Origin of the sequence: Microbacterium barkeri (genome assembly GCF_027921765.1) — a bacterium.
Lineage (GTDB): Bacteria > Actinomycetota > Actinomycetes > Actinomycetales > Microbacteriaceae > Microbacterium > Microbacterium barkeri.
In genome coordinates this window covers 201,357-223,829 of record NZ_BSEJ01000002.1, presented here as the reverse complement: position 1 = coordinate 223,829, position 22,473 = coordinate 201,357, and the positions used below count along the sequence as shown (strand labels likewise).

Here is a 22,473-nt window from a genome sequence, read left to right as displayed (position 1 = left end):
CCATGAAGCCGAGCAACATCCTCTTCCTGATGACCGACCAGCATCGGGCGGACACTCTCGGCGAATACGGCAACGCGCTCGCCGCGACGCCCGTGCTCGACGAGCTCGCGCGCACAGGCACGCGGTTCGACCGCTGGTACACGCCCACGGCGATCTGCACGCCCGCGCGTGCGAGCCTCCTCACCGGGCAAGCGCCGTTCCGTCACCGTGTGCTCGCGAACCACGAGCGGAACGTGGGGTACCTCGAAGACCTCGAGGACGGCACGTTCACGTTCGTCGAGGCACTGCGTGACCACGGCTACAACACGGGGCTCGTCGGCAAGTGGCACGCGGGCACGGTGAAGAACGCCGCCGACTTCGGCTTCGACGGCCCCGATCTCCCCGGGTGGCACAACCCGGTCGAGAACGAGGACTACCTCGCCTTCCTCGCCGAACGAGGACTCCCGCCCTACCGGATCAGCGACCGCATCCGGGGAACGCTGCCCAACGGCGGGCCGGGGAACCTGCTCGCCGCGCGTCTCCATCAGCCGGTCGAGGCGACCTTCGAGTACTACCTCGCCACGCGGACCATCGAGCTCCTCGAGCGCTACGCGGAAGAGCACGAACGCGATGGGCGCCCGTTCTTCCTCGAGCTGAACTTCTTCGGCCCGCACCTGCCCTACATCGTTCCGGACGCGTACTTCGACATGTTCGATCCCGCGCAGATCGAGCTGCCCAAGTCGATCGCCGAGAACTTCGAGGGGAAGCCGCCGGTGCAGCGCAACTACAGCGCGCACTGGACCTTCGACACCATGCCGATCGAGGTCACCCGGAAGCTCATCGCGGTGTACTGGGGGTACGTCGCCCTCATCGACGAGCAGATCGGCCGGGTCATGGCCGCGCTCGAGAGGCTGGGGCTGGTCGACGAGACCGCGGTGTTCTTCACGTGCGATCACGGAGAGTTCACCGGGGCTCACCGGCTCCACGACAAGGGGCCCGCGATGTACGAGGACATCTACCGGACTCCCGGGCTCCTGCGGATCCCCGGCGGGGAGCCGGGCCTGGTGCGCAGGGAGTTCGTCAGCCTGCTCGACTGCACCGCGACCATCCTCGACCTGGCGGGCATCGACCCGTCGCCCGCCGTCGATTCGCGCAGTCTCGTCCCGCTCGCGGCAGGCGAGCACCCCGAGTGGGACGAGGACATCGTCTGCGAGTTCCATGGCCACCACTTCCCGTACCCGCAGCGGATGCTGCGCGAGGACCGCTACAAGCTCGTGGTCAACCCCGATTCGGTGAACGAGCTGTACGATCTCGAGCTCGACCCCGACGAGCTTCTGAACCTGTACGAGCACCCCGAGATGAGGCCCGTGCGCAAGCGGATGATGCAGCGGCTGTACAGCGTGCTCCGCGAGCGCGGCGACAACTTCTACCACTGGATGACGACGATGTACGACGTCGGCGACGTGGACTACGACCCGACCCAGAGCGGCCTGGACGAGACGACGTACCAGGCGAGCGAGCGGATGGCCGTGCTCCCGGAGGAGAGGAAGAGCGCCTGATGCCCGAGCGGCGGCCGAACATCGTCATGATCCTCACCGACGATCACGGCGCCCAGGCGGTCGGGGCCTACGGATCCACGATGATCGCGACGCCGCGCATCGACGAGATCGCCTCCCTCGGGTGGCGGCTCGAGAGCTGCTTCGCGACCAATGCGCTGTGCTCCCCGAGCCGGGCGTCGATCCTGACCGGCACCTACAGCCACGTCAATGGGGTGACGACGCTCGTCGCGCCGATCGACGCGAGCCAGCCGACGTTCGTCTCACAGCTCAAGGCCGCGGGCTACCGCACCGCGATCGTCGGCAAGTGGCATATGGGGGAGGGCGAGGGGTCCACGCCGCAGGGGTTCGACTACTGGGACATCCTCGTGGGGCACGACGGGCAGGGCGAGTACTGGGACCCGCTCTTCCTGTCGGAGGACGGCGAGCGCACTGTGCCGGGCTACGCGACCGACGTGATCACGGATCTCGCCCTCGGATGGGTCGACTCGCTCGACGGCGACGCCCCGTGGTGCGTGCTCATCTACCACAAGGCGCCGCACCGACCGTGGGAGCCGAAGCCGGACGTCGCCGCGCGCTTCCGCGACGCGGTGCCCGTGCCGTCGACGTTCTGGGACGACTACGCGACGCGCTCGTCATCGACGCGCCGCGCGCTCATGCGGCTGGCCGAGAACCTGAACGAGGAGGACCTGAAGGAGACTCCGCCCGACGGACTGCCCTACGCGGACCTCGCGCTCTGGAAGTACCAGCGCTTCATGGAGGACTATCTCGCGTGCGTCGCCTCGGTCGACGAGAGCGTCGGCCGCGTGATCGACCGCCTGCGCGAGCGCGGAGAGTTCGAGGACACGTTCCTCATGTACGCGTCGGATCAGGGCTTCTTCCTTGGCGAGCACGGCTGGTTCGACAAGCGGTTCATGTTCGAGGAGTCGCTGCGGATGCCCGTGGTGCTGAGCTATCCACGGCATCTTGCAGCAGGGCAGGTGCTGGACGCCCTGGTGACGAATGTCGACTTCGCCCAGACGATTCTCGACGCCGCCGGGGTGCCGGCCCATCCCCGCATGCAGGGGCGCAGCTTCTGGCCCGAGCTCGTGGGAGCGCCTGCACCGGCGCCGACGGAGGGCGTGTACTACCGCTACTGGGAGCACGACGACGCGTTCCATCGGGCACCCGCCCACTATGGCTATCGGACGCGCCGCTACAAGCTCATCTACTACTACAACGACGGGATGGGCCTGCCGGGCACAGGACCCTTCACCTATCCGCCGGAATGGGAGCTCTACGATCTCGAACGCGACCCGGATGAGCTCCGCAACGTCGCGCACGATCCGGAGTACCGCGAGATCCGCGCTGAACTCGCCCGGGCCATGTGGGCCGAGCAGGCGCGGCTGGGCGACGTCCCGCATCCGAGCCAGCCCGATCCCCTCCTGTCGCCCTGAGCGCGATCTAGCGCCAGCGAGCGCAGTCGAAACGTCGCGAGCCGATGCCGGGACGGGGTGTCGTTTCGTCTCGCTCCGCTCGCTCAACGACCGGGGGTGGTTGCTCACTCGACGACCGGGGTGCGGTGCCCTCCCGGTCGTTGAGCGGAGCGAGCGCCAGCGAGCGCAGTCGAAACGTCGTGAGCCGATCTCGGGGGTGTCGTTTCGTCTCGCTTCGCTCGCTCAACGACCGGGGGTGGTTGCTCGCTCAACGGCGGTGGCCGTCCTTCCGGGCGTTGAGCGGAGCGAGCGCCAGCGAGCGCAGCCGAAACGTCGCGAGCCGACGTCGGGGACGGTGTCGTTTCGTCTCGCTCCGCTCGCTCAACGACCGGGAGGTGGTTGCTCGCTCGACGACCGGGGGTGGTTGCTCGCTCGACGACCGGGGTGATTGCTCGAGCGCGCGCTCACGTGCTGATGAGCACGAGCGCGAGCGTGCACAGCGCGAGGCCGATGCCCTCGGTGCGCGTCCACCAGCGACGCGTGACGATCGCCGCCGCGACCACCGTCACCGCCGGGTAGAGCGACGTGACCGCCGCCGCGATGGCGAGATCGCCGAGCTGGGCCGCGACCTGGTAGCTCACCGTCGCGACGCCGGCGAGGACGCCCGCCACCGCCGCCATCCCGACCGCCCGCCGGGGGAGCGGGCCGCCGGTGCGCAGGACGCCGACGGCGAGCACCGTGAGGAGCGCGACCGACACGCCCTGGCCGACCGCGAGGGGCACCAGGCCCGCGGCTTCCGACGTCTGGCCGAGGCAGGTGAACTGCGTGCCGAAGCCGGCGCCCGCTCCCGCGCCGATGAGCAGGCCTCGCCGATCCACTGCGGACCGGCCGCCTGCCGCGACGAGCCAGATCGCCGGGACCACGGCGATGAGACCGGCCGTCTGCAACGGCGTTGGCAGGCCGCCGAACGCGACCCCGACGACGACCGGGATCGTCACCGCGACGACACCCGACATCGGCGCGACGCTCGTGACCGAGCTCGTCGCGATGCCCCGGTAGATCAGCACGTTGCCGATCGCGCTGCCCAGCCCCGCGCCTGCGCCCCAGAGGACGTCCGCTCCGGTCAGAGCTCCCTGCCCGACCGGTGAGACGACGAGGAGCACCGCGAGCACCGCCGCGCACGCCTGGCTGATGAGCGCGACGACCCGCGCGTCGATCCGCCCGGATGCCCGGCCGCCGACGTAGTCCGACAGGCCGTACGAGACGGCGGCCGCGATCGCGAAGGGGAGCGTGAGCACGGTCGTTCAGTCTGCCGGAGCGGCGAGCTGATCGCGGTGCCGCTGGGGTGCACGCGGCACGCTGTCCCGCGCACAGTCCGGAGAGTCCTGCCCGTGTGTCGCAGTCAGGACGATCGCCGGCTGCATCGAATCCTCCTCGGTCGGGCCTTCGCGTCCGACCGTAGAGGGCGGCGCTCAACGCGGGAAGTGCCGCTCGTCGTCACACGCTGCGTGGCGGCGGGAATGCTCCCCACTCGTCGCGCTCCCTCGAAGCCTCGGCCGGATCAGCGCTCATGGAGCGAATGTACTCGCCGAGGTGAGGAAGGGAGAACGCGACGTATCCGTGGCCGTCTGCCTTCACGCAGCCCGTGTCGATGAGCCGCCGCTTGTAACCCTGAACACGAGCGTTGCCGTCTGATCGCGAGCGCGGACGCACAACTGGGGACTGTCGCCCGGGCACCGCCTCCCAGAGCTCGGAAGTGAGAGCGCTAACCTGGATAGCGGGGGACGCAAGACCTCCATACCGTGCCGTCGACGTGTGGAGCAGATCGTGATCGTCCTGGCCGAGCCGTCGTTCCTCGGCTCCCGCACGCCGCTCGAGATCGTCCTCATCCTCGCGGCCGCCCTGCTCGGGGCCGGCGTCATCGTGCTGCTGTCGTTCCGGCTGCCGGCGCGGACGCTGCTCGCGGGCGCCTTCGCGCTCGGCACGCTGCAGTTCTTCGGCCCGTTCGGCTTCACGTCCCTCGGGCTCATCGCGACGGCGGCCCTCCTCCCGGGCGCGATCTGGCGCTTCTGGCGCGGCAACGCCCACGTCTGGATCGGGCTGCTCGGCGCGCTCGCCGTGTGGCAGGCGATCTCGGTGCTCTGGGCCGACAAGGTCGGCTCGGCCGCCTATGGCGTCCTGCTCACCCTCGCGCTGATCGCCACCGCGCTCCTCGCGCGCGAGACCATCCGCTCGTCTCCGCAGGGACTCATCGAGGCGCTCGCGATCGTGTCGCCGCTCATCCTCATCGAGGCGTGGCTCGTCACGCTCTTCCGCCTCGCGCCCGATCTCGAGAAGGCGTATCTCACGTCGCCGATCGCGCGCGTGTTCACCGAGCCGGGCGTCGAGATGATCGCGCACGGCAGCACCGAGAACGTCAACGACATCTTCAAGGCGGGCGGCCTCTTCCTGAACGCGAACACCGCGTCGCTCTTCCTCGCGGTCGTCGCGTGCCTGTACGTGTGGGCGGCTCTGCAGCGCCCGGGGCGCGGTCGCTTCTGGCTGTTCCTCGCGGTCGCGGCCATCTCGCTCGACGCCTCCCTCGGGACCGGATCGAAGACGCCCCTCGTCGCCATCGTCATCCTGCCGGTGCTCGGCGTGCTCGCCCTCGTCGCCGTGCGCAAGCCCGTCCTCACGGTCGTCGTCGCGGTCGCCGGCGCGGGGCTCGCCGCGGGAGCCGTCGCCATCGTCACCGCCATGCGGCCGCGCCTGCTCGACGAGGTCGTGCGCACGCTCGACGAGCGGCGGCGGCTGTGGGGCGTCGTCTTCCAGAGGTTCCCCGAGAACTGGTTCACGGGGCTCGGCTTCGGCAACTGGCGGCTCACGATCGCGGAGGAGTGGCGGATGGCCTTCCCCGGCCGCGGCCTGCAGCTCTTCCCGCCGCACAACCTCTTCGCGCAGGCGTGGGCCGACGCCGGCATCATCGCGCTGCTCCTGACGATCGCGCTGTCGCTGCTCCCGATCATCGCCGTGCTCCGCCGCATCGGCGCCGCGCGCCACGACAAGCTCGTCTCGCGCGCGTCCGTCGAGCTGCTCGTCGTGTTCGTCGGCGTCTCGTGGGTGCTCGCGCACGGCATGCTCGACACGACGACGTTCCTCGGCGACAACCACCTCGTGCCGTTCTTCGCCGCGATCACGGCGGTCGCGTTCTCGACGCGGCTGGGGACGCGGCAGGATGGTCGCATCCCGTCCGCCTCCGTCAGTCAGGCCGCATGACCACCTACGTCTACTACCCGCGCGGGCTCGCCACAGGCGGACCCGAGGCGCTGCACCAGCTCGTCGACTCGCTCCGTCGCCAGGGGCAGGACGCGTTCCTCGTCCCGGTTCCCGGCACCGAGGACGCGCCTCGCGCGGAGCGCTACGCGCACTACGACGCCCCCGAGGCGCCCGCGGTCGTCGATGCGCCGGGAAACGCCATCGTCGTTCCCGAGACGCAGGCGCTCCTGCTGCGGGGCCTCGCGCACGCGCAGCCGTTCGTGTGGTGGCTCTCGATCGACTACGCGCCGCGCTTCGTCATCGAGCGCGCTCAGAAGTCGACGCTCCCGCTCGAGCGCACGCCGATGTCGCGCCCGCCGCTCATCTGGGCCCGCCATCTCAAGCGCGCCCTGCGCGGTGTCACGACGGGGGAGGACGCCGTGCTCGCGCGCGCGGGCCACCTCGTGCAGTCGCACTACGCGTGGAACCACGTCTTCGCGCACCTCGGCCGGGTGGGGACCATCCTCTCCGACTACACGCCCCTGGACTTCCCCGAGACGGTCGCCGTCGAGGGGCGCGCGCCGCGCATCACCTACAACCCCGCGAAGTCGGCCGCGCTCATGCGCGAGTTCTCACGGCGCTGGCCGGGCATCGAGCTCCTGCCGCTGCGCGGGATGACGCGCGACGAGGTCGCCGACGCGCTGCGGACATCCCTCATCTACCTCGACCTCGGCACGCACCCCGGCAAGGACCGGATGCCCCGTGAAGCCGCCGCGATGGGCTCGATCGTGCTCGTCGCGCGCCGCGGCGCGGGGGCCAACGACGTCGACGTGCCGCTGCCGTGGGAGCACAAGGTCGACGTCGCCCCCGACGTCGTCGCGGCGGCCCACACCGCCATCGAGCGCGTGCTCGCCGACCCGGCCGCCGCACTCGGCGCGCAGGAGCCGTACCGTGCGGCCATCCGCCGTGAGCGCGAGGTGTTCGACCGCGAGGTCGAGGCGGCGTTCATCCGAGGCGAGTTCGGCCGCGACGGCGCCGCGGGGGTGTAGGGGGGCATCCGTCACCGGGTCGCCGGCCGTCCGTGTCCCGCGTCCGTCACCTGCCTTCCCTCACCGTCCGTCCGTATCCCGATTCGGATCGGTGGGGCTGGTGTGGCCTGGTGTCGTGTGACACGCGCACATCTGCCCCACGAGTCCGATTCCGGTGACGTCGCTGCCGTGTCCCGATTCGGATCGGTGGGGCTGGTGTTGCCTGGTGTCGTGCGACACGCGCACATCTGTCCCACGACTCCGAATCCGGTGACGCTGTTGACCGCCCCGGCCCGGTCCGAACCATACGCGCCCCGGACCCGGCGCCCCCGGCCCGGCCTCAGCGCCGGAAGACGCGCAGCAGCTTCCGCATCCCATGCTGCTCGGGAGGGAGGTCGTGCAGCAGGAGCGCGTCGATGTCCGCCGCGGTCGCGATGCGGGCGCGCTGGATCCGGCGACGCTCCCGCAGCGCGTGCGGCAGCAGGCGGATGGCCCCGCCGATTCCGCGCAGGGCATGCGCGCCCGAGCCGGTCGCGAAGGTCTTGCCGAGCATCATCGCGAAGAGCAGGGCGAACCTCGGCCAGATGACGTGGCGGAGGCCTGCGGGCACGTCCTTCACGAGGAGGACGGGGAGGTTCTTGAACGTCTGCCGCACGGTGAAGCCGGGGATGCGTCCGCTCGTCGCGCCGATCCGATGATGGGCGACAGCCGCCGGCTCGTACACGATCTCGTGGCCCGCGAGCCGTGCGCGGAACCCGATGTCGATGTCCTCGAAGTACGCGAAGAACGTCTCGTCGAACAGTCCGATCTCATCGAAGAGCGCCGTGCGATAGAGCGACGCACCGCCGCTCGCCGAGAACACGCGCCCCTTCTCGGGGGCGTCCGCGCGGCCATCCGATCGCCCGCGGGGGAACGGCATGCCCCACACGCTCAGGCCGTCGCCGGCCGTGTCGATCGTGCCCGCGATCGCGGGGTCGTCGGAGCGCCGGACGAGCAGGCCGGTCGCGATCGCCGCGTCGCGGTCGGCCTCGAGCGCCGCGACGAGCGCGGCGAGCCATCCGGGCTCGGGGAGCGCGTCGTTGTTCAGCAGCGCGACCGCGTCGTAGCCGTCGTGCTGAGAGAGGCGGATGCCGACGTTCACGCCGCCCGCGAACCCCAGGTTCTCGGGCTCCAGCCGGAGGCGGATGGCCCCGCTCGCGGCACGCGCGCGAAGGCGCCGCACGTCGTCAGGGGAGGAGCCGTTGTCGACGACGAGCACGTCGGCCGGATGCGTCTGCGCCGCGAGGGCGTCGAGGCACTCCTCCGTGTCGTCGATGCCGTTCCAGTTCAGGACGACCACGAGCACCCGCATCACACCCTCGCCTTCCGCGCCGCGAGCACGTACCCCACCTGCACGAGGAGCACGACGACCTCGGCGGAGGCGAGGCCCGTCGCGCCGCCGACCGACCCCCACAGCGCCGACAGCGCGAGCGTCAGCGGCACGCCGACGACCGCACCGGCCACGACGCTCACGAAGATCGCGCGGGTGCGCCCGAGCGGCACGAGCACATGCCGTCCGAGGGATGTCGTGAGCGAGATGCAGAGGATCGCGACGCCGAAGAGGATGGCGGTGGCCGCGTCCATCTCCTTCCCGCGGAAGAGGATGCCGGTCAGCCACGGCCCGATGAGCGCGAAGGCCGCGAACCCGAGCACTCCGAGCACCGCGTGCAGGAGCAGTGCCTTGCGAGCGCGGGCGCCGAAGTGCGCGCGATCCTCCTCGACGACCCAGCCCTGCAGGGCGTTGCCCTGCGCGCCCACGACCGTCTGGCCCATCCGGAACAGCTTGTCGCCCGAGACGTAGGCGGCGGCCTGCGCGGTCGTCGTCCCGGCCGTGACGAGCGACACGGCGAGCGTCGTGTACGCGCCGCTCACCGTCTCCGTCGCCGCCGCTGCGAGGTGTCGCCGGGCGAAGGCGAGCGATCCCCGCCAGTCGCCGCGCACGAGGGCGGCGGGCTTCATCACGGTCGCGGCATATGCGGCGATGCCTCCCGCGATCGCGAGCAGCAGGAGCGCCGGGTACCAGAGCACGGGGCCGCCGACGAGGATGATCGCGCCGCCCAGTGCGGTGGCGGCGGCCCGCGGGAGCAGCTCGAAGAGGATGAGCGGCAGCGGGCGCCCGAGCCCGATGAGGAACCACGCCGACGACAGCCCGCCGAGCGTGATCGCGACCGCCATGGTCGCCGCGATCGGGGCGTCGGCACCGGGAGCAAGCACCGCGGCGATCACCGCCGCGACGAGCGCTCCGGGGAGGGCGACCGCGAGGCGTGCGCGCGTCCCGGTCGCGAAGAGCTCGGGGCGCTCGGCCTCGGGCGCGAGGCTCACGAGCGTGGGCCCGACGACATTGAGGCCGAGGCTCACGGCGAGCGCGAAGAACCCGCCGACCGACTGGCCGACGGCGACCGCGACCCACGGGCCCGCTCCCGCGTTGTACGCGAGGACCGGCAGGACGAGGAACGGGATGAGCGCCGACGCCGCCGGGATCGTCGAGAAGCTCAGGAGCCGTCGTGCGAGGGCCATCAGCGAGAGCCCGTCACAGCTTCTCCCAGAACGACGCCGAGCGCATCCGGAGCGACCGGGGCATGTCGATCGAGGCATCCGCCGCCGCGAGCGGGAACTGCGGGCGCACCTCGCGCGCCGCCGCGCGCCATCCGGCGATCCGCCCGGTGAGCGACTTCACGTCGCGGTACAGCACGATCCGGCGCAGGCACACGATCGCCTCGGTCGCGAGCGCGCGCGCCGCCCGACGCGTCCGGAGGATGCCCCACGCGCGCAGGAGGTAGCCGCGGCCGAAGCCCGCGAGGTACCGCTGCTTGGGCGAGCCCTCGCCGGCCGACGCGCCGCCGATGTGCATGCCGCCCGGCGTCTCGAGGCCGATCGCGTCCCATCCCGCGGCCCGCAGCCGAAAGGCGAGGTCGAGCTCCTCGCCGTACATGAAGATGCCCTCGTCGAGCAGGCCGACCTCGCCGAGCGCGCGGCGACGATATGCCGCGGCGGCGCCGTACGGTCCGAGCAGCGCGGGCCGCGTCGCCGACGCGCGGTCGACCGTCGCGCCGTGATAGCGGACGAAGCCCGCCGCCGTCGCGTCGGCCGTGATCCCCAGGGAGTCGACGCGGCCATCCGGGCGCAGGAGCAGCGGAGCCACGCTGCCGAGCGTCGGCGGCGCCGCCTCGAAGGCCGCCAGGACGTGCTCGACGAGCGTCGGCTCGGCGATGACGTCGCTGTTCACGAGGAGCACGTACGGCGCCTCGCCGTGCGCCATGCCGCGGTTGCAGGTGTGCGCGAATCCGCGGTTGCGGCCGTTGCGCAGGAGCGTCACGCCCGGGAACGCGCGGGCGATCCGGTCGGCGGTGTCGTCGGGCGAGCGGTCGTCGACGACGATGACGTTCGCCGCGACCGTCTGCTCCTCGAGCGCGCGCAGACATGGCTCGACGTGATCCCAGCCGCCGTACACGGGCACGACGACGTCGATGAGCGGGGTGTCGTGCGGCATGCGTCAATCCTACGGAGGCGGATGGCCGGCGCCGGGAGGCGGCATCCCCGGGCAATGCGCAGGGGGAGGGGCCGCGCGGGTGACAGGATTGACGCAGTCGACCAGCCCTCGGGGGAAGGACCAGCCGATGTTCGCTCGCCAGAGAGACAAGAAGAAGATCGCCATCATCGCGGCGAGCGCCGTCGGCGCGGTCGCCGTGCTGGGCGGAGGCACGGCGCTCGCGCTCAACCTCACGCAGCAGCCCGCGCCGGTCGCGTCGGAGACGCCGACCGCGACGCCGACGGCGACGAAGACGCCGACCCCCACCCCGACGCCGACCCCCACGCCGGAGCCCGTCGAGCTGCCCGTCTCGGTTCCCGTCGAGGGCGCGCTCAACGGATGGCAGGGCGCGGGCTCCGCGCAGATCGCCGACGTGTGGCCGCAGGCGGGCGATGCCGCGAGCGGCGAGACCTCCGCGTACATCGACGCCCCCGTCGTCGACGCGCCGGTCGCCGCCCTCACCGCGACGGTCGCGGTCCAGGCGGGAACCACCTACGACTTCTCGGCGCAGGTGCGCCAGATGGCGACCCTGCCCGAGCCCGTCTCCGCGGCCATCCTCATCGGCGAGACGCGCATCGAGCTCGGCGAGATCGACGCGTCGTGGACCGAGGTCGAGGGCGAGTACACCGCGCCGGAGGGCGCCGGCGAGACGACCATCGCGATCCAGATCGAGGGGCCGGTGTCGGGTCTCGGCATCGACGACCTCTCGCTGACGCCCCAGGGCGGCGAGAACGTCGTGCCGAACCCGTCGTTCGAGGAGGTCACCTCCGACTGGGGCATCCTCAATAACGCCCTGATCCTCCGCGAGAAGAGCGCGGCGCTCGGCGTGAAGATGGGCGCCGGCGACGCGCGCTGGCAGGTGACCCGCGCCGACGGCTCGGTCGCGGCCGAGGGGACCGCCCCGCTGCGCGACGGCGTCTCGGCCATCCCGCTCGAGGGCGTCACGCAGGGCTACTACCGCGTCTCGGTCACTGACGCCTCGGGGCAGAGCGTCGCCACCCCCGTCGCCGTCGTCGACTTCGAGGGCGCCCGCATCGCGCCCGACGAGCGCATCGGCGCGATCACCCACGTCGACCAGTCGTGGTACGTCGACGCGGCAGACGTGCTGCAGTCGGTCGGCTTCGGCTCGGCGCGCAACGACGTGCTGTGGGAGCAGAACGAGCGCACACCCGGCGTCTACGAGTTCAGCGGCCACTACACGTCCGAGTTCGACAAGATGCACGCGCACGGCATCGGCCTGCTCGGCATCGTCAACTACGGCAACCCGCTCTACGACGGCGGCAACCCGCCGTCGTCGCCCGGCGCGGTCGAGGCGTACGGCAACTACGCTGCGGCGATCGCGCAGCGGTTCGACGTGGTCGGCCTCGAGGTGTTCAACGAGTTCAACCACGAGCGCTTCAACACGGGCGGCTGCGGCACCGCGCCGACCTGCTACTTCCCGCTCGTCCAGTCGGTGCAGGCGAAGGTCGACGACTCGATCCCCGTCATCGCGGGATCGACGGCCAACTACGACGCCGAGTGGTTCCGGCGCCTGTGGGCCGAGACCGACACCCTCGCGCACGCCGACGCGATGAGCTTCCACCCGTACAACCCGTCGTACTACCAGCAGCCCGAGAACCTGACCGGCGCGTTCGCCGACGCGCGCGAGAACATGCAGGCGGGCGCGGGCGGCGAGCTGCCGATCTGGCTCACCGAGTTCGGATGGACGACGGGCAACGAGCTCGGCCAGGCGCGCTCGCTCGAGGCGCAGGCGCAGAACCTCGTCGCGGCCGAGGCCGTGAGCCTCGCGAACGGCGTCGAGAAGTACTACTGGTACGACCTCATCGACGACAGCACAGACGGCAACAACCACGAGGGCAACTTCGGCATGTTCTACCAGGAGGCCGCGAGCGTCGCGACCGCGGCTCCGAAGCCCGCCGCCTTCGCCCAGGCGCTCTTCATCGACCAGCTGGGCGGGCGCGAGGCGACCGCGCGCGACGACATCGGGTCGGGCAACCACTCGTACCTCTTCGGCGAGGAGTCCGACGGCGTCCGCGTCGCGTGGACACTCAACGGCCAGGCGAGCGCTGAGTACGAGGCGTCGGGCCCCATCACGATGACCGACATGTCGGGCGCCGTGACGACTCTCGAGCCCGAGAACGGCACCGTGACCGTGCCGCTGACGGGCAGCGCCGTCTTCCTGGCCGGCGACTTCTCGCCCGCCGACGAGCCGACGCCGACGCCGACGGCGTCGCCGACCGCGACGCCCGACCCCACGGAGACGCCCGCGCGCCCCGAGGACTGAGACGAGCGGATGGCCGGGGCCGCGCGCCCCGGCCATGTCGCGCACGCGACAACGAGGGAATCTTGCAGAAGGTTTCGTAGGGTTGGAGAATGCCCCACTCGCAGGACGACGCGCGCGACAAGCCCCTGAGTCGACGCGCCCGACGGCTCGCACGCCAGGCTGAGGCACCGCAGGAGCCCGGGTTCTACGCCACCGGGATCGATGCGGCCGCGACCGGCCGCATCGACGTGTTCGACCTCGAGCGGCAGGACGCGCCGGCTTCCGCGCAGGCGCCGGGCGGCGCCGACGCGGCGCCCGCGACGCAGGTGCTGCACACGCCGCGCGACGCGGGGGAGACGCCGACGACCCGCATGGGCGCGGTCGGCGGGGCCGCCGACGCGACGCCGACGCAGCGCTTCGACGCGCCGACCCAGCTCCTCGACGCGCCCCGCGGCGAGAGCGCGGCACCGCCATCCGCCCCGCCGCCCGGGAAGGGCGCGAAGGACAAGGGCGACGGCTCGCGTCGCCGCCGGATCCGCATCGGCGTGCTCATCGGCATCGCGGTCCTCGTGATCGCGGGCCTGTGGCTGGGCGCGCGCGTGCTCATCGTCAAGAGCGAGCTGGAGGCCGCCCAGCGCGTGGTGAACCACGTGCAGGACGGCGGAACCCTCGAGGTGTCGGTGCCCATCCTCGGCGAGCACGCCGCCAACGCCGCGAGCGTCTCGGTCGACCCGGTGTGGCGCCTCGCCGAGTTCATCCCGTGGGCCGGCGACAACCTCCGCGGCGTGCGCCTGGCAGCCGAGGCGCTCGACGTCGTCAGCAACCGGATCGGCCAGCCCGCGCTCGAGGCCATGTCATCCGACAGCGGCGAGTCGATCATCGCGCGCGTGCTGCCGCTCCTCCAGGACTCGACCGACGACGTCGTGCGCATCGCGGAGGGCATCGCCGACGTCAAGGACGCGGGGACGCTCATCCCTCCCGTTCAGACCGGTGTGAACCTCGTCGACTCCGTGATGTCGGTCGCCGCGCCCGCGTTCGAGTACGGCCCCGAGCTGCTCGGCGCGAACGGCGCGCGCAACTACCTGCTCGTGTTCCAGAACAACGCGGAGTCGGTCGGCCTCGGCGGGTCCGCGGCGTCGCAGACCCTCATGAGCGCCGATGCGGGCAACCTGCAGATCGTGAACCAGGCCTCGAGCGCCGACTTCACCGAGTTCGTGCCGGTCGACGTCGACGTCGACCAGAGCGCGCTCGACCTCTACAACGAGTACCTCATCCACCACGTCAACACGTCGCCGAGCCGTCCGGACTTCCCGACGATGGCCGAGATCGTCACGAAGTTCTGGCAGCGCGACATCTCCGACGACCGCATCGACGGAGTCGCGTCGATCGACCCGATCGCGCTCGGCTACATCCTCGAGGCGACCGGGCCCATCCAGCTGACGACCGGCGACGTCATGACGAGCCAGAACGCCGCGCAGCTGCTGCTGAGCGACGTCTACAGCCGCTTCGACAGCGTCACCGATCCGGCCGCCGCCGACGAGTTCTTCGCGAGCGTCGCCGAGCAGGTCTTCACGAAGGTGTCGGCCGGCGACTTCGACATCCAGTCGATGCTGTGGGCCATCCGCCACGGGATCGAGGGCGGCAACATCCTCTTCCACAGCCAGAACGAGGATGTCCAGAAGCAGATCGCCGACGAGAAGGTCGCGGGCATCCTGCCGAAGGACAACGACGAGCAGACGACCCTCGGCGTGTTCTTCCGCGACGAGTCGGCGTCGAAGATCGACTACTACATGAAGTCGAACATCGACGTCACCCAGACCTGCCAGGCCGACGCGTCGACCTTCGAGGTCCGGACGACGCTGCACCTCGACATCGACCAGGCGACGGCGGATGCGCTTCCGCAGTATGTGAAGAGCCAGACCGACGGGACGCGCTTCCACACGCAGGTCTACGTGTACGGCCCTCCCGGCACGACCGTCGAGTCGGTCGCGGTGGAGGGCGAGGAGGTCACGCTCCGGCGCGACGACGTCGTCGACCTCGGCCGTCCGGTCGCGTGGTTCACGACCGTGCTCGACCCGAGCGAGCTCGCGACGGTGACGGCGACGTTCTCGGGCGAGGGCGAGTTCGGCCCGCTCGCGCTGCGCTCGACCCCGATGGTGCAGGCGACGACGGGTGCGCTGACCGCATGCGGCTGATGGGCAGAAGCGCCCGTCCGAGCCGTTTCGCGCGCGCCTCGGCGTGTCTGGGAATAACCTGCGCGGTACACTGCCTCAGTCCATCTTTCGATCAGGACACGGGGGAACACGCGTGACCACGGAGATCACACGAAGCGGGCAGCGCGCCGCGGACGCCGAGTCCGCCGCCGCGACGACCGCCTCTGCTCTCACGACGAGCGCAGCCTTCCCCGCCCTCGTGCGCACCGCGAGCGGCAAGATCCCGGTCGTCGCCGCGTCGGCGCCGCCGAAGTTCAACTGGCGCAAGCGCTACGCGCGCTACCTGCGCCTGACCGACTTCATCGTCCTCACGCTCGTCGTGTTCGGCACGCAGTTCAGCTGGCTCGGCATGCACAAGCTCATCGAGATGCCGATCCCGGCATTGCCGGGGCTCACGTCGTACACGATGCTCTCGGTCGTCGTCGTGCTGCTCTGGATGATGGTGCTCGCCCTCAACGACACGCGCTCCGATCGCGTGATCGGCGTCGGGACGGCCGAGTACAAGCGCATCTTCGACGCGAGCTTCATGCTCTTCGGCGTCATCGCCATCGCGGCCTTTCTCCTCAAGGTCGAGATCGCCCGCGGGTACCTGCTCATCGCCCTCCCGTCGGGCGTCGCCGCGCTCTTCATCGAGCGCTGGATCTGGCGACGCTGGCTCGCGCGGCAGCGGGCGAAGGGGGAGTACTCGGCCCGCGTCCTCCTCGTCGGCTCCGAGCGCTCGGTCGCGCACACGGCGCGCGAGCTCAAGCGCGCGAAGGGCGCCGGCTACCGGATCGTGGGCGCGTGCATCCCGACCGGGCGCATCGCGGGTCAGCTCACCGACACCGACATCCCCGTCATGGGCAGCGTCAACTCGGTCGAGCGCGCGATCGAGGTGACGGGCGCCGACACCGTCGTCATCACGAGCACCGACGAGCTCGGGCCGCAGCGCGTCAAGCAGGTCTCCTGGGCGCTCGAGGCCGGTCGCCAGCACCTCGTGCTCGCGCCGAGCATCACCGACATCGCGGGTCCGCGCATCCACATGCGCCCCGTGTCGGGCCTCCCGCTCATGCACGTGGAGACCCCGCGCTTCTCGCCGGGCCAGCGCTTCGTCAAGCGCATGATGGACCTCTTCGGCTCGCTCTTCATCGTCACGCTGCTGAGCCCCGTGCTCCTCGTGCTTGCGGCCATCGTGAAGGTCTCCTCGCCCGGCCCCGTCATCTACAAGCAGACCCGCATCGGGCGCCACGGGCGCGAGTTCCAGATGCTCAAGTTCCGCTCCATGGTCGTGGGCGCGGAGCACCTCCTCGACGACCTCATCGAGCAGCAGGACCTCGGCAACGAGGTGCAGTTCAAGATGAAGGACGACCCGCGCGTGACGAAGGTCGGCCGGGTCATGCGCAAGTTCAGCCTCGACGAGCTGCCTCAGCTGTTCAACGTGCTCGGCGGATCCATGTCGCTCGTCGGCCCTCGCCCGCCCATCCAGCGCGAGGTCGACCAGTACGCCGACCACGTGCACCGCCGCTTCCTCGTCAAGCCCGGCATCACGGGCCTGTGGCAGGTCTCCGGGCGCTCGACGCTCTCGTGGGACGACAGCGTGCGCCTCGACCTCTCCTACGTGGAGAACTGGAGCGTCATGGGCGACATCGTGATCCTCCTGAAGACCGGCAAGGCCGCGCTCTTCCCCGGTGACACCGCGTCCTGACGCGCCGCGCGTCGCGGCCTCGTGACGTGCCGCGTCGCTGCTTCCTGACGCGCCGCGCGTCGCGGCTGGTCCGGTCGCGCCCCGGGCACCCCATGCACGAATTCACCCGGATGTCTAGCCGGTTGCGCTCCCCGGATGCCAGACTGATCGCGAAGCGCCCGGACCTGCGGGCGTCCAACGCCGAGGAGGGTGACATGGGTCTGGATGACCTCGTGAACAAGGGCAAGGATCTCTACGAGCAGAACAAGGACAAGGTCGACGAGGCGCTTCACAGCGACCAGGCCGAGCAGGTGAGCGACAACGTGCTCGGCGGCGTCGCCGACTTCGCGAAGAAGATCCTCCCGGACTCGGTCGACGGCAAGATCGACGAGGTCCGCGACAACATCGACGGCGCGATCGGCAACGACCGCTGACGCAGCCGTGAGCGCACGAGGGCCCCGCCGGACGGCGGGGCCCTCGTCTGCGTCCAGGGCGGTTCACCCGCTCGCCCCGTGCGTTCGGTAGGGTGCGGCACATGCTGCGCGGAGTCATCCCTCCTGTCGTCACGCCCCTCACGGATGAGCGGGCTCTCGACGAGGCGAGCCTCGTCCGGGTCGTCGAGGACCAGATCGCGGCGGGCGCGGGCGGCGTCTTCGTCGGCGGGTCGACGGGGGAGATCGCCCTGCTCGACGACGAGACGCGCGTGCGGGCGGCGGAGGTCGCGGTCGAGGCGGCGGCCCGGCGCGTCCCCGTGCTCGCGGGCGTCATCGACACCGGCACGGCGCGAGTCGTGCGGCACGCGCAGCGGGCGCAGGCTGCGGGCGTCGACGCCGTGGTCGCCACGCCCCCTTTCTACGTCGCGCCGCACGCCGATGAGATCTCCCGCCACTACCGGCTGCTGGCCGAGGCCGTGTCGATCCCCGTGGTGGCATACGACATCCCGTCTGCGACGCACGTGCCGCTTCCGGCATCCGTCCTCGGCGAGCTCGCTCGGGATGGCGTGATCGCGGGCTTCAAGGACTCCAGCGGCGACATCGCGGGCTTCCGGCGAGCGCTCGACGCCGTCGCGGGAACCGACGTCGCCGTCTTCACCGGCTCCGAGCTGTTCGCCGATCTGGCCCTCGAGCTCGGCGCGGCCGGCATCGTCCCCGGCCTCGGCAACGTCGATCCCGCCGGCTACGTCGCCATCGAGCGGGCCGTCGCCGCGGGCGACATCGCGACCGCACGGCGCGAGCAGGAGCGGCTCATCCGGCTCTTCCGCATCACCGAGGTCGGCGACCGTGCGCGGCTCGGCTACACGGCCGCAGCGCTCGGGGCATTCAAGGCCGCGCTGTGGCTGCGCGGCGTGATCGCGACGCCCGCGACATCCGCCCCGCTCCGCGCGCTCGACGCCGCCGAGATCGACGAGATCCGCGGCGTCCTCGTCGCCGGGGGAGTGGCGATCACGCGCTGATCGCGCCCGCTTCGGGGGATTGCCAGGCATTTCGGAGGTTCCGGTTCGGGCGGTGTGACGCGCCCCTCCGCGATCCGCGTCAGCATGCGGATCTCTCGTTATCGATCCGTTACATTCCGTGATCGACGTGCGCGGGGCCATCCATGCGCCTCGGAGGGCATACCCAGAGACCGCCCAGACTCGCGGGTCAGGGTCTTCGTCCTGTGGCCGACGCCCGAACGACGGCCGCACCGGTGCACCCGACACCGGCACCCTCACCGGCGAGACCGGCGCCCGCCCCGGCGCACCGCCGGCCCCCACGACACAGGACGTTGAATGCCCCGCGATCTCCAAGCGGGTGAGCCCCTGCTCGCCCCGTTCCCCCGACCGAATCACCTCTCGCTGCTCCGCAAGGAGAAGGAGCGACGCACGCGCCGCCGCTGGGCGATCGGCGCGACGCTCGCCCTCTGCGTGACCGCCGCGAGCGGAAGCGTCGCGGCAGCAGCCGCCGAGCTCCAGACTGGCGCCCGCACGGCCGCCGAGGTGACGGTCGCCCTCGTGCAGCCCGAGACGGTCGAGGCCGCGACGTCGGCGATCGAGGAGGCCGAGACGGCCATCGCCGACGCGCATCCGTCGGTCGACACGGCCGCGCTCGTCGAGCAGGTCGACACGCTCCGCGCGTACGACAAGCTCCCCGTCGTCACCGTCGAGGCCGCCATCGCGGACGCCGCTGCCGAGACCGAGCGCGTCGTCGACGAGACCGCTGCCGCCGAGGCCGCCGACGCGGAGGCCGCGAAGAAGGCCGCCGAGGAGAAGGCGGCCGCCGAGGCCGCGGAGGCCGCTGCCGACGCCGAGGCCGCGGCAGCCGCCAACACGGTCGAGGGCGCGCAGGCCACCGCCCGCACCATGGCCGCCGAGCAGTACGGCTGGGGCGACGGCGAGTTCTCGTGCCTCGTCTCGCTCTGGAACAAGGAGTCGGGATGGTCGTACACCGCGACCAACCCCTCGAGCGGCGCCTACGGCATCCCGCAGTCGCTCCCCGGCGACAAGATGGCGACGGCCGGCGCCGACTGGCAGACCAACGCGTCGACGCAGATCGCCTGGGGCCTCGAGTACATCGCCGCCGCGTACGGCACCCCCTGCAGCGCCTGGGGGCACTCCCAGGCCACCGACTGGTACTGAGCCACGAACACGAGATCAGGACACCGCATGGCCGAGCAGCTTCTCACCCCCTTCCCCCGCCCGAACCACCTCGTGCTCCTCCGTCAGGAGAAGGAGCGCCGCCGCCGTCGCCGCTGGGCGATCGGGTCGGCTCTCGCGCTGTGCCTCTCCGCCGCGGGCGGGAGCGTCGCCGCGGCCGCCGTCGAGCTGACGCCCGTGCCGCGCACCGCGCAGGAGGTCACGGCCGCGGCGACCGTCGACGCCGCGGCGCGGACGGCGACCGAGGCCCTCGACGCCGCGCAGCAGGCGATCGACGAGGCGCACCCCTCGGTCGACACGGCGCAGCTCGAGAAGTACGTCGCGACGCTCGACGCCTCCGACAAGCTCCCCGTCGTGACGGTGCTCGCCGCGGCCGAGGACGCCGAGGCGGAGACCGACGAGGTCGTCGCCGAGACCGCTGCCGCCGAGAAGGCCGACGCCGAGCGCAAGGCCGCCGAGGAGAAGGCCGCGGCCGAGAAGGCCGCCGCGGAGAAGGCTGCCGCCGAGAAGGCGGCCGCAGAGCAGGCCGCGGCGGAGCAGCGCGCCGCGGAGGAGCAGGCCGCCGCCGAGCAGCAGGCGGCGGAGGAGCAGGCTCAGCAGGAGCAGGCTGCTCCCGCGCCTCAGCCCGCGCCCCAGGCGCCGGCGGTGCCGTCGGGCAGCGCGCAGGAGATCGCACGGCAGATGGCGGCCGACCAGTACGGCTGGGGCGACGGCGAGTTCGCGTGCCTCGTGTCCCTCTGGGACAAGGAGTCGGGATGGTCGTCGACCGCCCAGAACCCGTCGAGCGGCGCCTACGGCATCCCGCAGGCGCTCCCCGGCGACAAGATGGCGTCGTTCGGCGCGGACTGGGCGACGAACCCGGCCACCCAGATCGCGTGGGGTCTGAGCTACATTGCGGGCACCTACGGCAACCCTTGCGGCGCGTGGGGTCACTCCCAGTCCGTCGGCTGGTACTGAGCGGCACGAGGCTCGTTCGGCGGGCGGGGGCGGCGTTTGGGGCTTTGGGCGTCGTTTGGGGCGGCCGCGCTTCCGAACGGACGCCGGTTCGTCGCGAATCGCGGCAAGCGGATGAGCATCCTCGAGGCGGATCGGCCTACGGCATCGGAGCACGGGTCCACCACCTTGCCCGTGTCTCACCTGGCGTGGGAATCGAAGGCCTATAGCCGCTGCGGGTGAGACATCCATCCGTCCGTGTCTCACTCGTCGCTGGAATGGTGACCGGATGGCCGCCGAAACCGAGACATGCCCCGCAGTGCGTGAGACATCCATCCGTCCGCGTCTCACTCGTCGCTGGAATGGTGGCCGGATGGCCGCCGAAACCGAGACATGCCCCGCAGTGCGTGAGACATCCATCCGTCCGTGTCTCACTCGTCGCTGGAATGGTGACCGGATGGCCGCCGAAACCGAGACATGCCCCGCAGTGCGTGAGACATCCATCCGTCCGTGTCTCACTCGTCGCTGGAATGGCGAGCGGATGGCCGCCGAAAGTGAGACATGCAGGAGGGGGTGCGACAGCCCCGGCAGCCCGAAGACGCAGGCCCGCCGGAGGGGTGCGCGACGAACCTGAACGCCTGCCCGGGATCCCTTGCGGCACAACGGCCCGAGGCGCGACACGCCCGGGTTGCGACGACACCGTCGGGGATGGCAGAATAGACAGGTTCCACATTCCGGCGTGCGCTTCGGCGCGCCAGCCGGATCACTGCCAGGGCAGTGCATAGGCGGCGCCTCGAGCGCAGAGACCTAGGCCGCGGGCAGCAGAACACCCGACCCCACCTCCCCTCCCGGGGAGAAGTGCGGCTGCGGTCGTCTCCGGATGGCCGATTGACAGCAGAACAGTGGTGCAGCATGCGCCGTCCTCGGGCGGCCTCGATGTGCCGAAGGCGCGCCAGCGCCGCAGTGCGTCCAATGCCCGAGAGGTACGACGCGGAAAGAGAGACAGACAATGGCGGGACAGAAGATCCGCATTCGCCTGAAGTCGTATGACCACGAGGTCATCGACACGTCGGCGCGCAAGATCGTCGACACGGTGACCCGTGCCGGCGCTCAGGTCGTCGGCCCGGTGCCGCTCCCGACGGAGAAGAACGTCGTGTGCGTCATCCGATCGCCTCACAAGTACAAGGACAGCCGCGAGCACTTCGAGATGCGCACCCACAAGCGCCTCATCGACATCGTCGACCCGACCCCCAAGGCGGTCGACTCGCTCATGCGTCTGGACCTCCCTGCTGACGTCAACATCGAGATCAAGCTCTGAGGTTCGACATGGCTGACATCAACAACAAGGTTTCGAAGGGTCTGCTCGGCACCAAGCTCGGCATGACCCAGGTCTGGAACGAGAACGGCAAGCTCATCCCCGTCACGGTGATCGAGCTCGCTCCGAACGTGGTCACGCAGATCCGCTCGGTCGAGAAGGATGGCTACAACGCCGTCCAGATCGGCTACGGGCAGGTCGACCCCCGCAAGGTGAACAAGCCCCTCACGGCCCACTTCGAGGCCGCCGGCGTGACGCCCCGTCGTCACCTCACCGAGATCCGCACCGCGGACGCCGCCGACTACACCCTGGGCCAGGAGCTCACGGTGGACGGCGTGTTCGAGGCCGGCCAGCTGGTCGACGTCGTCGGCACCAGCAAGGGCAAGGGCACCGCGGGTGTCATGAAGCGCCACAACTTCAAGGGCGTCTCGGCTTCGCACGGTGCGCACCGCAACCACCGCAAGCCCGGTTCGATCGGCGCGTCGTCGACCCCGAGCCGCGTCTTCAAGGGCATGCGCATGGCCGGCCGCATGGGCGGCGAGCGCGTGACCGTCCTCAACCTCACGGTTCACGCCGTCGACGCCGAGAAGGGTCTGCTGCTCGTCAAGGGCGCCGTCCCCGGTGCGCGCGGCCGGATCGTCTTCGTCCGCAACGCTGTGAAGGGAGCCTGAGGC

Annotated in this window: 17 protein-coding genes; 13 read left to right on the top strand and 4 right to left on the bottom strand. The window is 71.1% G+C overall.

Annotated elements, in window-relative coordinates:
- The first annotated feature begins 2 nt into the window (after nt 1-2).
- Both PKE79_RS04195 and PKE79_RS04190 read left to right on the top strand, forming a co-directional pair.
- Nucleotides 3-1,538 carry a sulfatase family protein gene (locus PKE79_RS04195; protein ID WP_271172400.1) on the top strand — a complete coding sequence of 512 codons (1,536 nt, stop codon included), beginning with the start codon at nt 3-5 and terminating at the stop codon, nt 1,536-1,538.
- Nucleotides 1,538-2,971 carry a sulfatase family protein gene (locus PKE79_RS04190; protein WP_271172399.1) on the top strand — a complete coding sequence of 478 codons (1,434 nt, stop codon included), beginning with the start codon at nt 1,538-1,540 and terminating at the stop codon, nt 2,969-2,971. The genes PKE79_RS04195 and PKE79_RS04190 overlap by 1 nt, the downstream gene beginning before the upstream one ends.
- Before the next feature lie 443 nt (nt 2,972-3,414).
- Here the strand turns inward: PKE79_RS04190 and PKE79_RS04185 are convergent, their stop codons facing one another.
- Nucleotides 3,415-4,248 carry an EamA family transporter gene (locus tag PKE79_RS04185; RefSeq protein ID WP_271172398.1) on the bottom strand — a complete coding sequence of 278 codons (834 nt, stop codon included), beginning with the start codon at nt 4,246-4,248 and terminating at the stop codon, nt 3,415-3,417.
- A gap of 517 nt (nt 4,249-4,765) precedes the next feature.
- Here PKE79_RS04185 and PKE79_RS04180 point away from each other — a divergent pair.
- Both PKE79_RS04180 and PKE79_RS04175 read left to right on the top strand, forming a co-directional pair.
- Nucleotides 4,766-6,205, top strand: a complete 1,440-nt coding sequence (locus tag PKE79_RS04180; RefSeq protein WP_271172397.1) for an O-antigen ligase family protein — start codon at nt 4,766-4,768, stop codon at nt 6,203-6,205.
- Nucleotides 6,202-7,233, top strand: a complete 1,032-nt coding sequence (locus tag PKE79_RS04175) for a hypothetical protein (protein ID WP_271172396.1) — start codon at nt 6,202-6,204, stop codon at nt 7,231-7,233. The genes PKE79_RS04180 and PKE79_RS04175 overlap by 4 nt, the downstream gene beginning before the upstream one ends.
- A 319-nt stretch (nt 7,234-7,552) precedes the next feature.
- Here PKE79_RS04175 and PKE79_RS04170 read toward each other — a convergent pair whose 3' ends face one another.
- From PKE79_RS04170 to PKE79_RS04160, 3 genes are read right to left on the bottom strand one after another with little or no spacing between them, the layout of a single operon-like run.
- Nucleotides 7,553-8,563: a glycosyltransferase family 2 protein gene (locus PKE79_RS04170; protein WP_271172441.1), complete on the bottom strand. Its 1,011-nt coding sequence runs from the start codon at nt 8,561-8,563 to the stop codon at nt 7,553-7,555.
- The gene (locus PKE79_RS04165) at nt 8,563-9,768 is read right to left on the bottom strand and encodes a polysaccharide biosynthesis protein (protein ID WP_271172395.1); all 1,206 of its coding nucleotides are present in this window, start codon (nt 9,766-9,768) and stop codon (nt 8,563-8,565) included. Before PKE79_RS04165 ends, PKE79_RS04170 begins: the two co-directional genes overlap by 1 nt.
- Before the next feature lie 13 nt (nt 9,769-9,781).
- The gene (locus PKE79_RS04160) at nt 9,782-10,741 is read right to left on the bottom strand and encodes a glycosyltransferase family 2 protein (RefSeq protein WP_271172394.1); all 960 of its coding nucleotides are present in this window, start codon (nt 10,739-10,741) and stop codon (nt 9,782-9,784) included.
- 127 nt (nt 10,742-10,868) lie between these two features.
- Here PKE79_RS04160 and PKE79_RS04155 point away from each other — a divergent pair, with 127 nt between their 5' ends.
- From PKE79_RS04155 to rplC, 9 genes are all read left to right on the top strand, one after another.
- Nucleotides 10,869-13,064, top strand: coding sequence for a carbohydrate binding domain-containing protein (locus PKE79_RS04155; RefSeq protein ID WP_271172393.1), 2,196 nt, complete (start codon nt 10,869-10,871; stop codon nt 13,062-13,064).
- An 89-nt stretch (nt 13,065-13,153) separates the two neighbouring features.
- Nucleotides 13,154-15,238, top strand: coding sequence for a DUF4012 domain-containing protein (locus tag PKE79_RS04150; RefSeq protein ID WP_271172392.1), 2,085 nt, complete (start codon nt 13,154-13,156; stop codon nt 15,236-15,238).
- A gap of 112 nt (nt 15,239-15,350) precedes the next feature.
- On the top strand, nt 15,351-16,940 hold the full coding sequence (locus tag PKE79_RS04145; protein WP_309299959.1) for a sugar transferase: 1,590 nt from the start codon (nt 15,351-15,353) through the stop codon (nt 16,938-16,940).
- Between the two features lie 194 nt (nt 16,941-17,134).
- Complete coding sequence (locus PKE79_RS04140) at nt 17,135-17,353, top strand: hypothetical protein (RefSeq protein ID WP_271172391.1); 219 nt, start codon at nt 17,135-17,137, stop codon at nt 17,351-17,353.
- A gap of 101 nt (nt 17,354-17,454) precedes the next feature.
- Nucleotides 17,455-18,372, top strand: a complete 918-nt coding sequence (locus tag PKE79_RS04135) for a dihydrodipicolinate synthase family protein (protein WP_271172390.1) — start codon at nt 17,455-17,457, stop codon at nt 18,370-18,372.
- Between the two features lie 315 nt (nt 18,373-18,687).
- Nucleotides 18,688-19,533 carry an aggregation-promoting factor C-terminal-like domain-containing protein gene (locus PKE79_RS04130; RefSeq protein WP_271172389.1) on the top strand — a complete coding sequence of 282 codons (846 nt, stop codon included), beginning with the start codon at nt 18,688-18,690 and terminating at the stop codon, nt 19,531-19,533.
- 27 nt (nt 19,534-19,560) lie between these two features.
- On the top strand, nt 19,561-20,508 hold the full coding sequence (locus tag PKE79_RS04125; RefSeq protein WP_271172388.1) for an aggregation-promoting factor C-terminal-like domain-containing protein: 948 nt from the start codon (nt 19,561-19,563) through the stop codon (nt 20,506-20,508).
- A gap of 985 nt (nt 20,509-21,493) precedes the next feature.
- The gene (rpsJ, locus tag PKE79_RS04120) at nt 21,494-21,802 is read left to right on the top strand and encodes a 30S ribosomal protein S10 (RefSeq protein ID WP_098409068.1); all 309 of its coding nucleotides are present in this window, start codon (nt 21,494-21,496) and stop codon (nt 21,800-21,802) included.
- Nucleotides 21,803-21,810: 8 nt separating this feature from the next.
- On the top strand, nt 21,811-22,470 hold the full coding sequence (gene rplC, locus PKE79_RS04115) for a 50S ribosomal protein L3 (RefSeq protein ID WP_271172387.1): 660 nt from the start codon (nt 21,811-21,813) through the stop codon (nt 22,468-22,470).
- Nucleotides 22,471-22,473: the final 3 nt, after the last annotated feature.

Coding starts and splice junctions, on each gene's coding strand:
- PKE79_RS04195 (WP_271172400.1), top strand. CDS start 3: ATGAAGCCGAGCAACATCCTCTTCCTGATGACCGACCAGCATCGGGCG.
- PKE79_RS04190 (WP_271172399.1), top strand. CDS start 1,538: ATGCCCGAGCGGCGGCCGAACATCGTCATGATCCTCACCGACGATCAC.
- PKE79_RS04175 (WP_271172396.1), top strand. CDS start 6,202: ATGACCACCTACGTCTACTACCCGCGCGGGCTCGCCACAGGCGGACCC.
- PKE79_RS04170 (WP_271172441.1), bottom strand. CDS start 8,563: ATGCGGGTGCTCGTGGTCGTCCTGAACTGGAACGGCATCGACGACACG.
- PKE79_RS04165 (WP_271172395.1), bottom strand. CDS start 9,768: ATGGCCCTCGCACGACGGCTCCTGAGCTTCTCGACGATCCCGGCGGCG.
- PKE79_RS04160 (WP_271172394.1), bottom strand. CDS start 10,741: ATGCCGCACGACACCCCGCTCATCGACGTCGTCGTGCCCGTGTACGGC.
- PKE79_RS04155 (WP_271172393.1), top strand. CDS start 10,869: ATGTTCGCTCGCCAGAGAGACAAGAAGAAGATCGCCATCATCGCGGCG.
- PKE79_RS04150 (WP_271172392.1), top strand. CDS start 13,154: ATGCCCCACTCGCAGGACGACGCGCGCGACAAGCCCCTGAGTCGACGC.
- PKE79_RS04140 (WP_271172391.1), top strand. CDS start 17,135: ATGGGTCTGGATGACCTCGTGAACAAGGGCAAGGATCTCTACGAGCAG.
- PKE79_RS04135 (WP_271172390.1), top strand. CDS start 17,455: ATGCTGCGCGGAGTCATCCCTCCTGTCGTCACGCCCCTCACGGATGAG.
- PKE79_RS04130 (WP_271172389.1), top strand. CDS start 18,688: ATGCCCCGCGATCTCCAAGCGGGTGAGCCCCTGCTCGCCCCGTTCCCC.
- PKE79_RS04125 (WP_271172388.1), top strand. CDS start 19,561: ATGGCCGAGCAGCTTCTCACCCCCTTCCCCCGCCCGAACCACCTCGTG.
- rpsJ (WP_098409068.1), top strand. CDS start 21,494: ATGGCGGGACAGAAGATCCGCATTCGCCTGAAGTCGTATGACCACGAG.
- rplC (WP_271172387.1), top strand. CDS start 21,811: ATGGCTGACATCAACAACAAGGTTTCGAAGGGTCTGCTCGGCACCAAG.